At 59.4% G+C, this 15,671-nt stretch carries 10 protein-coding genes; 3 read left to right on the plus strand and 7 right to left on the minus strand.

Features of this window, described 5'->3' with window-relative positions; all coding sequences use genetic code 11:
* Position 1: 1 nt before the first annotated feature.
* Positions 2 to 2,080 (minus strand): putative bifunctional diguanylate cyclase/phosphodiesterase, encoded by a 2,079-nt coding sequence (locus CRX69_RS20670; protein WP_107322742.1) that lies wholly within the window; start codon positions 2,078 to 2,080, stop codon positions 2 to 4.
* A 219-nt stretch (positions 2,081 to 2,299) separates the two neighbouring features.
* Here CRX69_RS20670 and pncA point away from each other — a divergent pair, with 219 nt between their 5' ends.
* A complete protein-coding gene (gene pncA, locus CRX69_RS20675) occupies positions 2,300 to 2,926 on the plus strand; it encodes a bifunctional nicotinamidase/pyrazinamidase (RefSeq protein WP_047227619.1) in 627 nt (208 codons plus the stop codon).
* A 14-nt stretch (positions 2,927 to 2,940) separates the two neighbouring features.
* On the opposite strand, the gene CRX69_RS20680 is transcribed toward pncA, so the two are convergent.
* On the minus strand, positions 2,941 to 4,239 hold the full coding sequence (locus CRX69_RS20680) for an ATP-binding protein (protein WP_047227620.1): 1,299 nt from the start codon (positions 4,237 to 4,239) through the stop codon (positions 2,941 to 2,943).
* Positions 4,240 to 4,243: 4 nt separating this feature from the next.
* Positions 4,244 to 4,945, minus strand: coding sequence for a response regulator (locus CRX69_RS20685; RefSeq protein ID WP_047227621.1), 702 nt, complete (start codon positions 4,943 to 4,945; stop codon positions 4,244 to 4,246).
* Positions 4,946 to 5,418: 473 nt separating this feature from the next.
* On the opposite strand from CRX69_RS20685, the gene CRX69_RS20690 reads away from it, so the two are divergent.
* Positions 5,419 to 5,874, plus strand: coding sequence for a hypothetical protein (locus tag CRX69_RS20690; protein ID WP_047227622.1), 456 nt, complete (start codon positions 5,419 to 5,421; stop codon positions 5,872 to 5,874).
* 58 nt (positions 5,875 to 5,932) lie between these two features.
* Here the strand turns inward: CRX69_RS20690 and CRX69_RS20695 are convergent, their stop codons facing one another.
* The 4 genes from CRX69_RS20695 to CRX69_RS20710 all read right to left on the minus strand — a co-directional run bounded on the left by CRX69_RS20695 (position 5,933) and on the right by CRX69_RS20710 (position 14,309).
* Entirely contained in the window at positions 5,933 to 8,392 is a 2,460-nt protein-coding gene (locus CRX69_RS20695) for an autotransporter outer membrane beta-barrel domain-containing protein (RefSeq protein WP_107322743.1), read from the minus strand.
* Between the two features lie 269 nt (positions 8,393 to 8,661).
* The gene (locus CRX69_RS20700) at positions 8,662 to 11,697 is read right to left on the minus strand and encodes a hypothetical protein (protein ID WP_107322744.1); all 3,036 of its coding nucleotides are present in this window, start codon (positions 11,695 to 11,697) and stop codon (positions 8,662 to 8,664) included.
* A gap of 142 nt (positions 11,698 to 11,839) precedes the next feature.
* Positions 11,840 to 13,027, minus strand: coding sequence for a pyridoxal phosphate-dependent aminotransferase (locus CRX69_RS20705; protein ID WP_107322745.1), 1,188 nt, complete (start codon positions 13,025 to 13,027; stop codon positions 11,840 to 11,842).
* Positions 13,028 to 13,172: 145 nt separating this feature from the next.
* Positions 13,173 to 14,309: a glycerate kinase gene (locus tag CRX69_RS20710; protein ID WP_107322746.1), complete on the minus strand. Its 1,137-nt coding sequence runs from the start codon at positions 14,307 to 14,309 to the stop codon at positions 13,173 to 13,175.
* Between the two features lie 343 nt (positions 14,310 to 14,652).
* Here CRX69_RS20710 and CRX69_RS20715 point away from each other — a divergent pair, with 343 nt between their 5' ends.
* Positions 14,653 to 15,666, plus strand: a complete 1,014-nt coding sequence (locus CRX69_RS20715) for an aldo/keto reductase (RefSeq protein ID WP_076385320.1) — start codon at positions 14,653 to 14,655, stop codon at positions 15,664 to 15,666.
* Positions 15,667 to 15,671: the final 5 nt, after the last annotated feature.

Raw genomic sequence — 15,671 nt, forward strand, 5'->3', positions numbered from 1 at the left:
CTCAGGCCAGCGCCAGCCGTTGTGCCTTGCGAATGTCCTGCAGGAAGCGCTCGGCCGGCAGCGGGTGGCCCAGCAGGTAACCCTGCAGCGAATCGCAACCCAATTGAGTCAGGAAATCCTGCTGCACGTCGGTCTCCACCCCTTCGGCAACAATCCGCAGCCCCAGGGCCTGGCCGAGGGCGACGATGGCCGAGACAATCGCCGCATCATCACTGTCGTGCTCCAGGTCGCGGACGAAACCGCGATCGATCTTCAGCTCGTTGGCCGGCAAACGCTTGAGGTACATCAGGCTCGAATAACCGGTGCCAAAGTCGTCGATGGACAAATCCACGCCCATGTCCGAGAGCTGCTGCAGCACGGTCATGCTTGCATCGGCATCGCTCATCGCCGTGGTTTCGGTGATTTCCAGGGTCAGGCTGTTGGCCGGCAGATGATGAATTTCCAGCGCCGTGGCGACGCTCTGCACCAAGCCCACGTGACAGAACTGCAAGGCCGACAGGTTCACCGCGATGCGCCAGTCGGTGTAGCCGAGCACGTACCATTCGCGCATCTGGCGGCAGGCCTCGTTCAACACCCATTCCCCGATGGGAATGATCAGCCCGGTCTTTTCCGCAAGGTCGATGAAAGTATCGGGCATCAACAGGCCCTGGGTTGGATGCGTCCAGCGCAACAAGGCTTCGGCCCCCACCGGACGGCCGTTGGCAGCGTCGAACTTGGGCTGGTAATGGAGGCTGAACTGGCGTTGCTCGACGGCGATGCGCAGGTCTTGCAGCAGTTGCAGTTGCTTGCGGGCGTTGCTGTTCATCGAGGCATCGAAAAAGCTGTAGCCATTCTTGCCGGCGCCCTTGGCGTGGTACATCGCCGCGTCGGCATTCATCAGCAGCTCTTCGGCGCTCTGGCCGTTGCCCGGATAAAGCGCGATGCCGACACTGGCGGATATCTGCAGGTCATGATCGGCCACCCGGAATGTGCGACCGATCAGCCCGACCTGGCGGGCCGCCAGGCGCAACGCATCGTCAGGCTCGGCCAGTTGCACCAGCAGCACGAACTCATCACCGCCGATCCGCGCCAGGGTGTCCTGGCTGCGCAAGTCTTCCCGCAGGCGCAGGGCCACGTCGCGCAGCAACAGGTCGCCCATGTGATGGCCGAAAGCATCGTTGACCGGTTTGAAGCCATCCAGGTCGATGAACATCAAGGCGAAACAGCCGCCCTGCTCATGCACCCGATGCATGGCCTGACCGATACGATCGGCCAGCAGCACGCGGTTGGGCAATTCGGTGAGGGGGTCGTGCAGGGCCAGTTGCGTCAGTTCACGGTTGGCCAGAGTCAGCGATTGGGCCAGCTCTGCGGTCCGGGCCTCCAGGCGCGCATCGAGAATCGACGTGAGCAAGGCGATGGCCAGTACCGCCAACGTGGTGATCAGCACCAGATTGTCCAGACCCTTGCCACTCAAGCCGTCCAGAGCACCGCAAAAGCTGCCGTCGCTGAAGCGCGCTGCGGCCATGCCGGTGTAATGCATGCCGACAATGGCCAGGCCCATCACGACAGCAGCGCCGGCGCGGGCCAGACGTACATGGGGGATGTTCTGGCGCAAGCGAAAGGCGATCCACAACGCAGCCGCCGAAGCGCCGACCGCAATCACCAGCGAAGCCCCGAACAACGAGGGGTCATAATCAATACCCGGCTGCATCCGCAGCGCCGCCATGCCGGTGTAATGCATGGCGCTGATGCCGGCGCCCATGATCAACGCGCCGAAAGCCAGTTGCCACGCCGGCAATTGCGGTTGACTGACCAACCACAGGGCAAAACCGCAGGACAGGATGGCGATCAGCAGGGACAAGGCGGTGATCGATACATCGTAGCCAAGCTCCACCGGCAAGGTGAACGCCAGCATGCCGATAAAATGCATGGACCAGACCCCGACGCCCATTGCCAGGGAACCGCCGGCCATCCACCAATGCGCCGCGCGCCCCTGGGTGGTCGCGATGCGTCCGGTCATGTCCAGCGCAGTGTAGGAAGCCAGTACCGCAACAAACAGGGAAATTGAAACAAGGGCCGGGGAGTAACTGCCGATGAGCATGGTTTTTTCTCGTGACTGGAAAGCCGAACTGCTTCCATGCCCGGTTGAAAGGCGGCGATTGTACTCAATTGCGGTACGGGCGTACCGACCAAATATCAAAAAGCCATCAACCCTGGAATATTTGCGACGAAGGACATCTTGTCTCCGGATGACTGAAGGCACCTGCGTCACAGGCCGTTCGGCTAAGCTGTGGTGGGCCATATTTCAGGAGACCCATCCATGATCGCCCCAACCACCGCGTTAGTGGTAATAGACGTTCAGAACGACTTCATCCCCGGAGGCCAATTAGCCGTACCGGGGGGTGACGAAATCGTGCCATTGATCAACCGCCTGGGTCGTTCATTCAGGCAGGTCATCCTGGCCCAGGACTGGCATCCGGCCGGGCATGCTTCGTTTGCCTCCAGCCATCCGGACAAGCAACCGTTCGACCTCATTCAACTGCCCTATGGCGAACAGAAACTGTGGCCCGACCACTGCATACAGGGCACCCAAGGCGCCGCGCTGCACCCGGCCCTGGACCTGCCCCACGCGCAACTGATCATTCGTAAGGGTTGCAACCCGGACATCGACAGCTATTCGGCCTTCATGGAAGCCGACCGCCAGACACCCACCGGCCTGACGGGCTACCTCAAGGAGCGCGGCATCGATACGGTGTACATGGTGGGGCTGGCGCTGGATTTCTGCGTGATGTTCTCGGCGCTGGATGCCCGGGCGGCGGGGTTCAACGCGCTTGTGGTGCTCGACGCCTGTCGGGGCATTGATATCGACGGTTCGATGGAGGCGGCAATCCGGCGGATGCAGCAAGCGGGTGTGGCGCTGATTGAATCGAGCGCAATAAACGCCTGACCCCTCCCCCAGCCTCACCGCGTTGGCAACCACAAGCGCAATCGCGCCCCACCCAGCGGCGAAGCTTGCGCCGTCAGCGTACCGCCCTGGGCTTGCAGGGCGCGACGGCTGATGGCCAGGCCCAGGCCAAAACCACCCGTGGCGCGGTCGCGGCTGCGGTCCAAGCGATAGAACGGTTCGAATATACGCTCGCGCTCGCTGTCAGGAATACCGATACCGTCGTCGTCGACCCAGATCTCGCAACCCTGGACGCCGACCAGCACGCCGACCTGGATCCGCTTTTCGCAATAACGCATGGCGTTGCGTAACAGATTCTGCAACGCCCGGGCCGTCAGGCGCGGGTCCAGCACGAAACGCTCCAGCGTGCCGTGCAGCAGCACATCGATCACCACATCCGGCGCCGCCAGGTCCTCGTCGACACTGCCCAGGATACTGTCGATGAACTCGTCCAGCGCCACCTCCACGCGTTCGGGCAGAAGCTCGGGGTTCTGCAGACGGCTGTAAGACAGCAACTCCAGCACCAACTCATCCAGCTCGCGGATGTGCGCCACCAACCCTTGCAGCCGTTCGCGACTGGCCGGCGGCAGGTCATCGGACAGCGCCAGGGCCAGGCCGAAATCGAGGCGGGTCAATGGCGTGCGCAATTCATGGGACACTGCATTGAGCAGATCGCGCTGCTGGTTGAGCAAGCGCTCGATGTCGCCGGCCATTGTGTCGAACACGTGGGCCAGGCTGCCGATGTTCGAGCTGGAGCCAATCTGCGTACGTTCGCTCAAATGGCCTTTGCCGAAGCGTTCAGCCGTGCGTTTGAGCCGTTCCAGATCGCGCCAATGCGGCCGCAACCAAAGCAGCAGGCAAGCCAGCATCGTGGCACCGATCAACACGTTGATGCTCCAGTACAGCCAACTGACCTCGGTCGGGTCCGGGGGCACAATCATCTTGACCGCCGTGCGCTCATCCAGCGGCGCGGCCGCCAAGGTTCGCCAGGCCCATTCGCCCAGGCGCACCACGTTCTCGCCGCGCTTTAGACGCGCCTGCTCGTCAGTGCTGAAACCCTCATCCTCGATGGCCGCCAGTTCGATGCGCAGCGGCTCGAATTCCTTGTCCATCTGTGCCGCCAGTGCCGGCCACTGCTCGCTGGGCACGTTATGGAACTGCCGGACCATCAAGGTTTGCAGGCCACGGGAATAATCGAGGTTGTAGTTCAGGAAGCGCTCATGAAACAGCCGGACCACCAACTCCGGCATCAGATAGATCGCGGCGCTGTAGGACACGATGGTGACCAGGTAAAGGCGAATCAGCAGCTTCCACATCGACTCAGCATTCCCACTCGGAACGGCTGAACAGATAACCCTTGCCCCACACGGTCTTGATCTTGCGGGCTTCGCCGGCGTTGTCGTCGAACTTGCGCCGCAGCTTGGAGATCGCCACGTCCACCGAGCGGTCGGTGCCGTTGAACTCGATGCCGCGCAGACGCTGCAGAATCTGGTCGCGGCTCAGCACCTCGCCGCAATGCCGGGCCAGTACCACCAGCAGGTTGTATTCGCCGCTGGACAGCTCCACCGCTTGCCCGCGCCAGGTCACGGTGCGTTCGGACAGGTCGATGCACAGGTTGCCCATGAGAATGCGATCGTTGACCGTCTGCGGCTCGGTAAGGCTGCTGCGGCGCAACAAGGTCCGAACGCGTGCCAGCAGGACCCGGGGTTCACAGGGCTTGCTGACGTAGTCATCGGCGCCCATTTCCAGGCCCAACACCTGATCATGGCTGTCGTCCCGGGCGGTGAGCATCAGAATCGGCAGGGTCGCCGAATCGGCCCGCAACAAGCGGCAGACCTGCAAGCCGTCCAGCCCCGGCAGCATCAGATCGAGGATCACCAGGTCCGGCGGATCGACCCGCGCCCGTTCCCGCACATGATCGCCACGGCTGAGCACACTGACCCTGTAGCCGTTGCGCTCCAGGTAGCTGGCGATCAGTTCAGAGAGGGCGGTGTCGTCTTCCACCAGGAGGATGTTGGGCATGGTGTTTCCAGAGTGCTGGGGCGCCTGGCGGATCGCCTTCGCGAGCAAGCCCCTCCCACAATGTTCATGTAAACCTCTGTGGGAGCGGGCTTGCTCGCGAAGGCGACATAACAGGCACCAAGGAATCAAGCTGCCAAGGATATACGCCCTCACCCACCCACGAGCAAACCCCTTACACAATTTCACACAGCACCTACAAAGCTTTACCGATGCGCCCCCTTCCCCCCCTAGCATGCAACGTTCACTGTCGGAGAAGCACCATGCCAAAGAACTCCCTCGCCACTCCAGGGCACAAGCACATTTAAGAGTCAGCCCGCCTGAGAGCCACTCAAAAAATCATAAATAAAAGTGCTTGTAAACTGTCAGGAATGACAGTTTACAAGCCTTTAAAAAACGCGTTCTCTAGAGTTCATCCAGCATTAGGGTCAACACGGCCTTTGGACACCTTAGTTCTAGCAACGGAGACCGAATCCATGAATGCTGCCACTTATCAATTGAGCTTTGCTCCCGGCAACTATGTCACCGCGTCAGCTTTCTCCACCAATGGTAAAGACTTCCCCGAGTTTGTCGCCACCTCTCGGCTGATCGAAAAGAAAAAAGCAGGTATCACGCGAACGGAAGCCGTGGTGATTACCGCCATTGATCGGGAAGAAAAAAAGACGAGGGCGACAATCACTTCCACTCGTGAGCTCATTATCATCATTCCGGCAAATTTCGAGCCGGGTAGCTATGAGTTGAAAACACGGGATGATGTGGGCTTCAGCCTCAAGGAGTCCACCACTATTTACGAAGGTATTTCCGGCAGCATTGAATTGGTACCGGCCTCGGAGGGGAACGTAAGGGGCAACTTCAATGTTGATCTAGAACTGCCGGGAACCAATGGACAAACCATGCTGCTCAAAGGCCAGTTCCAGGTGCTCAAGGCTTGATAGTTCGCTGCCAACACCACGTAAAAAGGGAAGCCGAAGCTTCCCTTTTTTACATGACTCAGAATGAGTAGTGAGCGCCCAGATTGAAACCGATGTCCTTGGTGACATTGTCACCTTTGCTGGTATCGAGTTCGGCATGCACCTGCCAACGATCACTCAATGTCCATGAGGCTCCCGCCGCCACTTCGAACCGGGTACCGGACAAGTCGTTGTTGAACTTGTTGTTGTTGACTCGAACTTCGTTGTGCTTGGCGAACTCCTGGACCACCGCGGTGCGAATATGCGGTTGCAGTACGCTGCCATCGTCCAGGGTCATACCCCGTCCCAGTGTCACACCCACTTTGCCCAGCATGGATCGCGTGGTGTCGGCGTCCGCCTTCAAACCATTATCGAGGTTGAAATCCTTGCCCTGCACTGTCGCCATCTGCCACTGAGTAAACGGCTCCACATAGTAGCCATCCTTGATATCGATGTGTTTACCAAACTCCACCGACGCACTGGCCCCCAGGTTGTTGTAGCCGCCCTTGGTCCTGGTGCCATCGCTCATCGTCACCTTGGCGTCGTTACGGAAATGGTTGAGCTTGGCGACGGTATCCAGGTAGTAACCGCTATCACCCAGCCAAGTGCCGTACATACCCAGGGAGGTGCTGTCGATTTCGCCTGAGCTGCCACGGCTCAAATCGAGGTTCGACTTGCTGTAACCGGCGAATACACCCAGCAACACACGTTCGCCCGCGATCTGCACCGGGGTATCGACCCCCAGGGAGATGCCGTGTTGATTCTGACTGTAGCCGTTGCCGTAAGCGTTGGTGGTGACGCTGTATCGGTTACCGAACGAACGAATCCAGCCACCCGTCTGGCCGCCATTGACCCGCAGATCGCCCATCCGGGTGTTCAACAACGCCATCTCGCCATAGATCACTGTGGGCGCAGTACCGAAGATGGCCATGACCGAACGGGTCGGTGTGCTGATCACATCCTTATCAGGTTGCAGATACCAGTCATCTCCGTTCTTCACCAAGCGGTAGGTATAAGCGCCGACATCCACGCGATCATTGACCAGATCGTACTGGGCGCCTGAGGCGACACTCTGCACCACCTTGATCGAGTCATCATTGACCGGATCAAGACCGGTGCTGGCGACCAACAACTGATGATTGCCGGTAGCGCTGCCCGTGATATTCAGCAGGTCACTGATGCCCTGATTGAAGTCGGTGCCTATTTCGAACCTGCCATTACCCGCCAGATTGGCCACGTCCAGTTGGAAATATTGCTGATTGCTCCCCAGCCGAACGGTCCCGCCAGAGTTGAGCGTAAGATTGCTCACCGCCTGGCTGTCGGTCATCTGCCACAACGCCTGATTGCTGATGGCGAAATTGGATACGCCACTTACCAAGCCGGTCAGGCTGGCGCCGTTATCCAAGGTCAGATTGGACACGCTGTCGGCAGCGCCCATTACATCACCGACCATTACGCTGCGGTTGTTGATCGAGACATTGGCGACATCTTGCAAGTTGCCGGTGAGCGTAGAGGCGTTGTTGATCACCACGCTCGAGGCGCCGAGGACATTACCCGTCATACTCGCCTGATTGTTGAGGGTCGCACTGGTGACGTTTTGCATATCACCGGTCAACGCCGCCGCGTTTTGCAGGACGACGTTACCCGAACCACCCTCATCCACCACGATATTACCGGCCAAGGTACTGTTGTCGACGAGTAAATCAGCCGCGGCACCGGTACGCACTTCCAGCAACGTACCGTTCCCGCCGATCAGGGTTGAACCGTTGCGGACCTGGATGTTGGCCACACCTGGAATATTGGCCGGACTGTAGCCGACGACAATGGCCGAACCGCTTTGACCTTCTACCTGGGTACTGTCCAGCACGATCGACGACTGGATGACCGTTGACGCGTTGGCATCGGTGCCCACGATCAACCCGTTCAGGCCACCAGTGATCGTGCTGCCGCTGGCGGACAGCGCTCCCTCATGCAGACGTATCCCGAAACTGTTGGCGCCGGTGCCCTCCACCGTGGAGTCCTGAACGGTCAGGTCGCTGAAACGGTTGCCAGCGAGCCCTCCCACCAAGCCTCGGACCACACTGTTGTTACCCAGGGTGACCTGCGAGCCGCCAGCACTGTTGATATTACGTGCGGCTAATATGCCAATTCCCTGAGCACTGGTCACCGTGGAGTTATTCAACGTCGCACTGGCGTTGGTCAGCGCAATGCCCTGGGTCAGGCCATTCACTCCGTCAGGGGTGACCGTGGAGTTGGTCAGGTTAACCGTGGCACCCGCAACGCCGGTGATGCCTAAGGTCGAGGCCCCCGAGCCTGTTAACGTGGCGCCGATTTCAACGGTCCAGGTTTCCACCGGGGTATTAACGTCAATAGCCTGACTTTGCCCAGCGGGAACAGTGCCAGCTTGGGCCAGCGATGGATTGATCAGCAGCGGCATGAACAACAAGGCCGACACGCTGGTAGCTGTCTTGCGATAGGAAAATACAGACTTAGACGACATATTAATGAGTCCTACAAGATGACATTCCTTCAGGAACGAATGTCCGACTCAATGAGCGCGAGCCGGAATAAAAAACGGTCGCCAGACTAGTGTTTATCTATTCATCGCTATGTAGGATAAATCCGCATATGCATACGACTTTTCCCATTTAAATGTGGGATCTCTACTTCTGAATCTACGGAATCTCGCTTCAACAGTTAAAGACGACAACAACTGTCGTCATTAACTGTTTGTATCTGCAGCGAGATCAAGTTGTAGTTGAAACCACATCAAGGCGTCTCTGGACGCTCCACTTCGCAATACACGAGGCTGGAGTTCAGGAGGGACACGCGTAGGGTGGCCGCTGATTCGATACCATTGACCGTGTAAGCGATATGGGCATATCTAAAGGGAGGGCGTACCCCTGCTCCTGGGCTCGGCAACTGGATCTCGCGTATTTTGGCGTAGTCATCCAGCCTGAAGTCCAGGTCGCCGGTCGGCGGCATGACCGCTGAATCCGTAATGCGAGTATTGGGAATGGCCGGCGCCCCCACTGCGTCGGTTTCGCGCCCTTCGAATACCAATGCCACCGTGGCACCCGATGGAATATTGGGGTCTCGCCGGATGCGGATTCGCAGATTGCGTGGCATATAGGGAGGCATGGGGCCATCAGGCACCGCCGGATGGTTGAGGCTCGGGCAATTGATCAAGGTCTCGATTCGTTCCGGCACCACCGAACCGTTTGCACCTCTGTATGCCGATACGACAACTTGTGGGGCGGGCAAGTTGATGACGATAGCCGTTACATCGACTTTGGTCGTTGGCGTCTGTTTCATCACGTTGTCACTGCCGGGGTATTCGATGGTGATGTAGGCCTCACGGGCGTTGCCACCAGCCACTGTGCCGTTCCCCTCAGCCAGAATCGTTCCCCAAGGCAATGGTGTCGTGACCGTTGTAGCACCTACCCGGACAGGCACTGGGCCGCCAACCTGTTTGCCTTGATAGTAGAACTTGACGATTTCACGGCCTGTGACGGGCCGATTGGTGTCAGTCCAAACGGGCCAGTTCATGGCGGCGCCCAAACCTGCCTGATCAGGCCCCAAGGTATTGGGAGGGGGGGGAGTGGTGCCTGCGCCTTGAACCACTACCGGATCTATGTTGGGGTTCTCCGGATCTGGCACATTGGGGTTTTCCGGTCCGGCATAGGAAAAGTCGATCGTCGCGTATTGCATGGGCGCCGAAACCGGATTGAGGGGAATGGTAGAGCGACTCAGTTCATACCAGTACTCAATCTGGGTTTCACTGTCTTTATTCTCGTCCCCGAAGAGTGGGGCCAAGGTTGCATAGTCCAGGTTGAACCTCAATGTCCCAGGCGTTGGAGGATCAGGTATGGCTTGTTCCGGCACCGGAGTGAGATCGTAGGCCGATTGGATATAGGGAATGATTCGATCACCGGCAAGGGCGTTAAGCGGATGGTCGATTTCCATAATGGCCCGAGTGGGCGGCGCTACCGTCGAGAAGCTAATAGGCACGTTACCATTGGTCACCGGAATCCTTGGAACACTGAGAATGGGTGCAGGCGCCTTGACCCGATTGAACACAAAGATGATGTCTGAGTTGTTACTGATATTGCCCGGCAGGTCGATGAGGTTGTAGGCATAAAAATATGCTCCCTCGGCCAGCCCGGCCAGAAAAGTGCGCGGAATATTGATGATCCCAGTGGCAGGCAAAGGACCGCTAAAAGCCGGAGTTTCAGCTTGCATTAGGCTGAAGTCTGCTTCAGTCGAGATATAGAAATTGACCGTATCATTCAGCGGTTCGAACTTTGTATAGGCATTGGGGATAGTGAAGTCCAAGCCGTTGGCATTGGCGGGGTCACTCAGCCATGCGTCGTCAATGTTTTCGGGATGCGTAGCGCCCAAGGTTAACCGTGCGGGCCGGGGGCCCGTCCCGTTACCTTGGCCTGGCTGCCCTTGGTACGGCGCGGTCAAATCAACGAGGACGTCGGTAAATGGGCTCGATGTGTCTCTGTTACCGTCATCGTCTTCCAGAACAAACGCCATTTCGTACGCGGCGTAATCACCAGCGATATCGAATACATCGACCAGGCTATCGACCGGTACATCAAACTCTATCGGGAACCTCCAGACATCTCCTGCCTCATCGGCCCTTATTTTTTCTGCAACTATATAGGTGGTAACATAGGGGTCGGGGTCAGCGACTTCACCTCGTGGAAATAAATGAAGGGTTATCCTTGCCCCCCCTCTTACTTTATCGTCGATGTCCGCAAGCTCAACTTTTAGCTGTCGATCTGTCTTGAGCTGTTGATAGGTGAGCCGGCCATCCGCCAATTGACCGACAATCACTGGAGATTCGGCAAATACACCACCACCTGACTTAACCTGTGTGTTCATGTTTGTAGACTCCATCGATGATTGATTCATTGAATTGCCAACTTCATGAAACGCTGAGGCGCCCTCGGTATCTGAACCCAACCCCGCCACGCTACCTGGGCCACAGGGACGCGCCTCGCCCGGGATGATTCGATCGATCTTTACCAACCCAGGTGGTGATTTTCCCAATGCGTTGCCGTTTCGATACAGCATGTAACTGGCCAAAGCCGATGCATTGCGTTCCATCGGCTTTATGTACTGTTCATATTTATCGCTGCCCAATACGAAATCGAATCCCTGCGTGGACGTGGCCTCTTCCTGGGTCAATAACTTAGGCAAGCGCAGCGCTGTACCCGGGATCGGGCCTACACCATTGAGCGTGGTAAAACCCTCCCAATTCAGGACGCACTCATCATCCTTGGCGAACCGTCCTGGTTGAGCGGGAACATGAACGAATATGCTTTCCCATAACTTCGGCTGCGAAGAGCAATTGAGATAGCCCCATAACGTAGCGCTGGGAAAATCTGGTTCGGCGAGATTCACAGGAGTAGGCCGTTTGACAATGAACACTTGCGGGGAGGATGTATCCTCGTTTCCATCATCCCCCGTCGTCACCCGATAACGCAGGCGAATATCCCCCTCTATTTGAAGGTATTGCGGCGGCAATAGAACAAAATCCGGAAAGACCACCGGCACAGGAAAGAAGTTGCTGTAGAACCGTATTTCAATCGGGGAACCCGGCGGCACCACCCACACTTCCAGCAAGTCACTTTTACCGGTTGTCTGGGACGGAGCCTCCCACTCCGGAATGAATAGTTTCGCGCCCACGATGGAAGCTTCTGGCGGAAGCACGCTGTCTGCGCCGACCCCTTCAATACTCAAAGGTCTTGCCAGGACACCGATATTTCTTCCACTTTTACTTGACGAAGACATTCACAATTCTCCAAAGCCTGGATTGGTCTGGCCTGGAGAAATTAGATGCGGATTTGCCGGTGACGCCTACTGTCAGATCTGACAGGTCTGACGGCCGTTCGTCGGACTGATCACCGTGGCTGCCTTTTGCCAGAGAAGACAATCAAGCTTGGGCTTGCTCCAGTGTTCCCGCCGCGCAACGGGTGATCCGATGGCAGGCCTCCTTGAGTTGTGGCTGGCCAACCACCAGGCCAATCCGTATATGCCCCGCCGCGCTCGCCCCGAACGCCTCGCCCGCCAGCACCGCCACACCAAAGCCGTCCAGCAGCCGCTCGGCAAATGCCTGGGCACCGAGGCCGGTCGGGCGTACGTCGACCATCACGAACATGCCGCCATCGGGCCGCACAGGCTTGAGACCGGGACAGCCATCAAGCATGGCGCACACCAGGTCCCGACGCTGGCGATACTCCTCGTGCATCTGCGCCACTTCAGGCAAGTCCTGCTCCAGTGCCACCTGGGCCGCCCGCTGGACGAAATCCGGCAGACCGAACAGCATGCACAACGACAGGTTGGCCAGATGTTCGGCCAGCGGTTCGGGACCGATCACCCAGCCGATGCGCCAACCGGTCATGGCGTGGGATTTGGACAGGCTGTTGATCGTCGCGGTGCGCTCGGCCATGCCCGGCAGGCTGGCCGGGCTGATGTGTTCGCCTTCGTACAGCAGGTCGCTGTAGACCTCATCGCTGATCAGCCACAGATCATGTTCGATGCACAACTGCGCCAATGCTTGCCAGGTGGACAGCGGCAGGCTGGTGCCGGATGGGTTGTTCGGGCTGTTGAGCAGCATCGCCCGGGTACGGGGGGTAATCAGCCGGGCGACGTCGGCCGGGTCAACCCGAAAAGCGTTTTCCGGGCGCACCGCCACCGGCAGCACTTTCGCTCCGCAGGCACCAAATACGGCTTCGTAAGTGACATACATCGGTTCTGCGATGATCACTTCATCACCGGGGTTGAGCAGACATTGCGCAACCGCATAGACCCCACACTGCGCCCCCGGCAACACGGTGACATGCCCGGCGCCTACCGGCTGGCCACAACGCTGGCGATGGCGCCGAGCAATGCTGGCGCGCAGGGTGTGCAAGCCGCGCACGTCCGAATAATGCGTGTCTCCGGCGCGCAGGCTGGTCACAGCGGCGTCGATGATGGCGCGAGGGGTGTCGAAATCCGGGTCGCCCACCGATAACAGCAATACATCCATACCCTGCTCGCGCATGGCCAGCGCCCGATCGTGAATCTGCCACGCGGCGGCGCCGTCGCCGGTGATGCGGCGGGTCAAATCTGAAAAGCGCATGTACCACTCCTGTTTTGCGCGAAGTCCAGCCTCAACCCTATCTCAAATTCAACGCCGTGGGAGCAAAGCTTGCTCGCGATACGGGCTACTCGATTCCTGGGAGACCGCAACGCCTGTATCGCGGGCAAGCCTTGCTCCCACTGGTCTATCGGGCGGCCACTCGCCAAAGCCGGGCGATGTCCCGGGCTCGTTCAGTCAGCAGGCGTGGCGCGTCGCCACAGGCCTCCTGCAGGGTCATCGGCCCGCTGACCAGGGCAAAGGCTGCTTCGATGCCGTGCTCATACAGCGCCTGATAACCCTCCCCCAGCGTGCCGGCGATGACCACCACGGGTACGCCATGCTGGCGGGCGATGCGCGCCACGCCAAAGGGGGTCTTGCCACGCAAGGTCTGGGCGTCGAAACGGCCTTCGCCGGTGATCACCAGGTCAGCGCCGTTGATCGCCTCGGCCAGCCCGGTCAACTGGGCGACGACGTCCACGCCGCTGCGAAAGTGCGCGCCCAGAAACGCCTTGGCGGCGAACCCCAGCCCTCCGGCGGCGCCGCTGCCCGGTTCGTCGCGTACATCCTTGTTCAACGCCTGGGCACAGTGTTCAGCGAAATGCCCCAGCGCCTGGTCCAGTTGCTGTACCTGCTCAGGGGATGCCCCTTTCTGCGGGCCGAAAATCGCTGAAGCGCCGTGAGGGCCGCACAACGGGTTATCGACATCGGCGGCGATCTCGAAATTTACCTGAGCCAGGCGCGGGTCCATCTTGCTCAAGTCGATGCGGGCCAGTTCGGCTAAAGCCAGGCCGCCCGGTGGAAGCGGTCGGTTGTGTTGATCCAGCAGGGCCACGCCCAGGGCCTGCATCGCGCCGGCACCGCCGTCGTTGGTGGCGCTGCCGCCGATGGCCAGGATCACGCGCCCGGCGCCTTCGTCCAGGACGGCGCGAATCAGCTCGCCGGTGCCGTAGGTACTGCTGGAACAGGCATCACGTTGCCCAGGAGGTACCAGCTGCAAGCCGCTGGCCTCGGCCATTTCAATGATCGCGGTGTGGCTGTCGGGCAACCAGCCCCAACGCGCTTCGACGCTGGCCCCCAGCGGACCTTTCACCCAACTGCGCCGCCACTGCCCGTTGCAGGCCGCCAGCACCGACTCCACCGTGCCCTCCCCGCCGTCGGCCATCGGGCACTTGATCAACTGTGCATCCGGCCAGACCTGGGCCAGGCCTTGGGCGACAGCATCGGCCACGCCCTGGGCGCTCAGGCTGTCCTTGAACGAGTCGGGGGCGATGACTATTTTCATACTTATTCTCCGGTTCCAGTGCACGGCACGGCATGCCAGTTGAGCGCAGTTGTTCAAGTTCACGCAATCGGGTTGCCATCGACACGGTTGTCGAGGCTGATGGCATCATCGCGAGCAGGCTCGCTCCCACAGGGATCCGGGCTAGCTGAAACCTGTGGCCCAGGCAGATCAGTGTGGGAGCGAGCCTGCTCGCGATAGCGGTCTGCCTGTCAAATCTCTATCGAGTGCGTGGGTTGTTGTCGGGAGTGTAAGGGGTCGAGCGTGGCCTGCGATCTTTTCGTTTGCCACGCCCGGTTGTTCTGGGGTTTGATTGGGCCTTTCCCATCGATAAAAGGACCTTGTCATGAGCTACCGCACGCTAGGCCATTCCGGGTTGCAAGTCTCGACATTGACTCTGGGCACCATGATGTTCGGCGAACAGACCAGCACCGAGGATTCGCTGCGGATCATCGACAAGGCCTGGGACCAGGGCATCAATTTCATCGACACCGCAGACGTCTACACCAACGGTCGTTCCGAAGAGATCGTCGGCGAGGCGATTGCCAGTCACCGTCATGAATGGGTGCTGGCCACCAAGGTCGGCTTCGGCCCACCAGATGGTGTCCCCAACCGCAGCGGCCTGAGTCGCAAGCACATTTTCAATGGCATCGAGGCCAGCCTGACGCGCCTGGGCACCGATTACCTGGACATCTATTACCTGCACCGCGAAGACCACAACACCCCGCTTGAGGTCACGGTGTCGGCCATCGGTGACTTGATTCGTCAGGGCAAGATCCGCTACTGGGGCCTGTCGAACTACCGTGGCTGGCGCATCGCCGAGGTGATTCGAATCGCCGATCGCCTGGGCATCGACCGGCCGGTAATCAGCCAACCGCTGTACAACATCGTCAATCGCCAGGCCGAAACCGAGCAGATCACCGCCGCGCAGAACTATGGCCTCGGTGTGGTGCCTTTCAGCCCCCTCGCCCGCGGGGTGCTCAGTGGCAAGTACGCACCGGACGTGGCACCGGACGCCAACAGTCGCGCCGGTCGCCAGGACAAACGCATCCTGGAAACCGAATGGCGGGTCGAGTCCCTGCGCATCGCCCAACAGATCCAGCAATACACCCAGGAACGCGGCGTGGGCATTGTCGAGTTCGCCATTGCCTGGGTGCTGAACAACCGCGCCGTCACCTCGGCCATCGTCGGACCGCGCACCGAGGAACAATGGGATGGCTACACCAAGGCGCAGTCGGTGACGATCACGGCCGAAGATGAAGCCTTCATCGATTCGCTGGTGACCCCGGGGCATGCCTCGACGCCAGGCTTCAATGACGTGGGCCACTTCGTACCGGGGCGTGTGGCGCGTACGTCATAACTTCG

It is taken from the genome of Pseudomonas rhizophila (genome assembly GCF_003033885.1).
Taxonomy (GTDB): domain Bacteria; phylum Pseudomonadota; class Gammaproteobacteria; order Pseudomonadales; family Pseudomonadaceae; genus Aquipseudomonas; species Aquipseudomonas rhizophila.

Bases quoted from the DNA above. Each gene is read 5' to 3' on its own strand.
- CRX69_RS20685 (WP_047227621.1), bottom strand. From the start codon at position 4,945: ATGCCCAACATCCTCCTGGTGGAAGACGACACCGCCCTCTCTGAACTG.
- CRX69_RS20690 (WP_047227622.1), top strand. From the start codon at position 5,419: ATGAATGCTGCCACTTATCAATTGAGCTTTGCTCCCGGCAACTATGTC.
- CRX69_RS20700 (WP_107322744.1), bottom strand. From the start codon at position 11,697: ATGTCTTCGTCAAGTAAAAGTGGAAGAAATATCGGTGTCCTGGCAAGA.
- CRX69_RS20705 (WP_107322745.1), bottom strand. From the start codon at position 13,027: ATGCGCTTTTCAGATTTGACCCGCCGCATCACCGGCGACGGCGCCGCC.
- pncA (WP_047227619.1), top strand. From the start codon at position 2,300: ATGATCGCCCCAACCACCGCGTTAGTGGTAATAGACGTTCAGAACGAC.
- CRX69_RS20670 (WP_107322742.1), bottom strand. From the start codon at position 2,080: ATGCTCATCGGCAGTTACTCCCCGGCCCTTGTTTCAATTTCCCTGTTT.
- CRX69_RS20715 (WP_076385320.1), top strand. From the start codon at position 14,653: ATGAGCTACCGCACGCTAGGCCATTCCGGGTTGCAAGTCTCGACATTG.
- CRX69_RS20695 (WP_107322743.1), bottom strand. From the start codon at position 8,392: ATGTCGTCTAAGTCTGTATTTTCCTATCGCAAGACAGCTACCAGCGTG.
- CRX69_RS20680 (WP_047227620.1), bottom strand. From the start codon at position 4,239: ATGTGGAAGCTGCTGATTCGCCTTTACCTGGTCACCATCGTGTCCTAC.
- CRX69_RS20710 (WP_107322746.1), bottom strand. From the start codon at position 14,309: ATGAAAATAGTCATCGCCCCCGACTCGTTCAAGGACAGCCTGAGCGCC.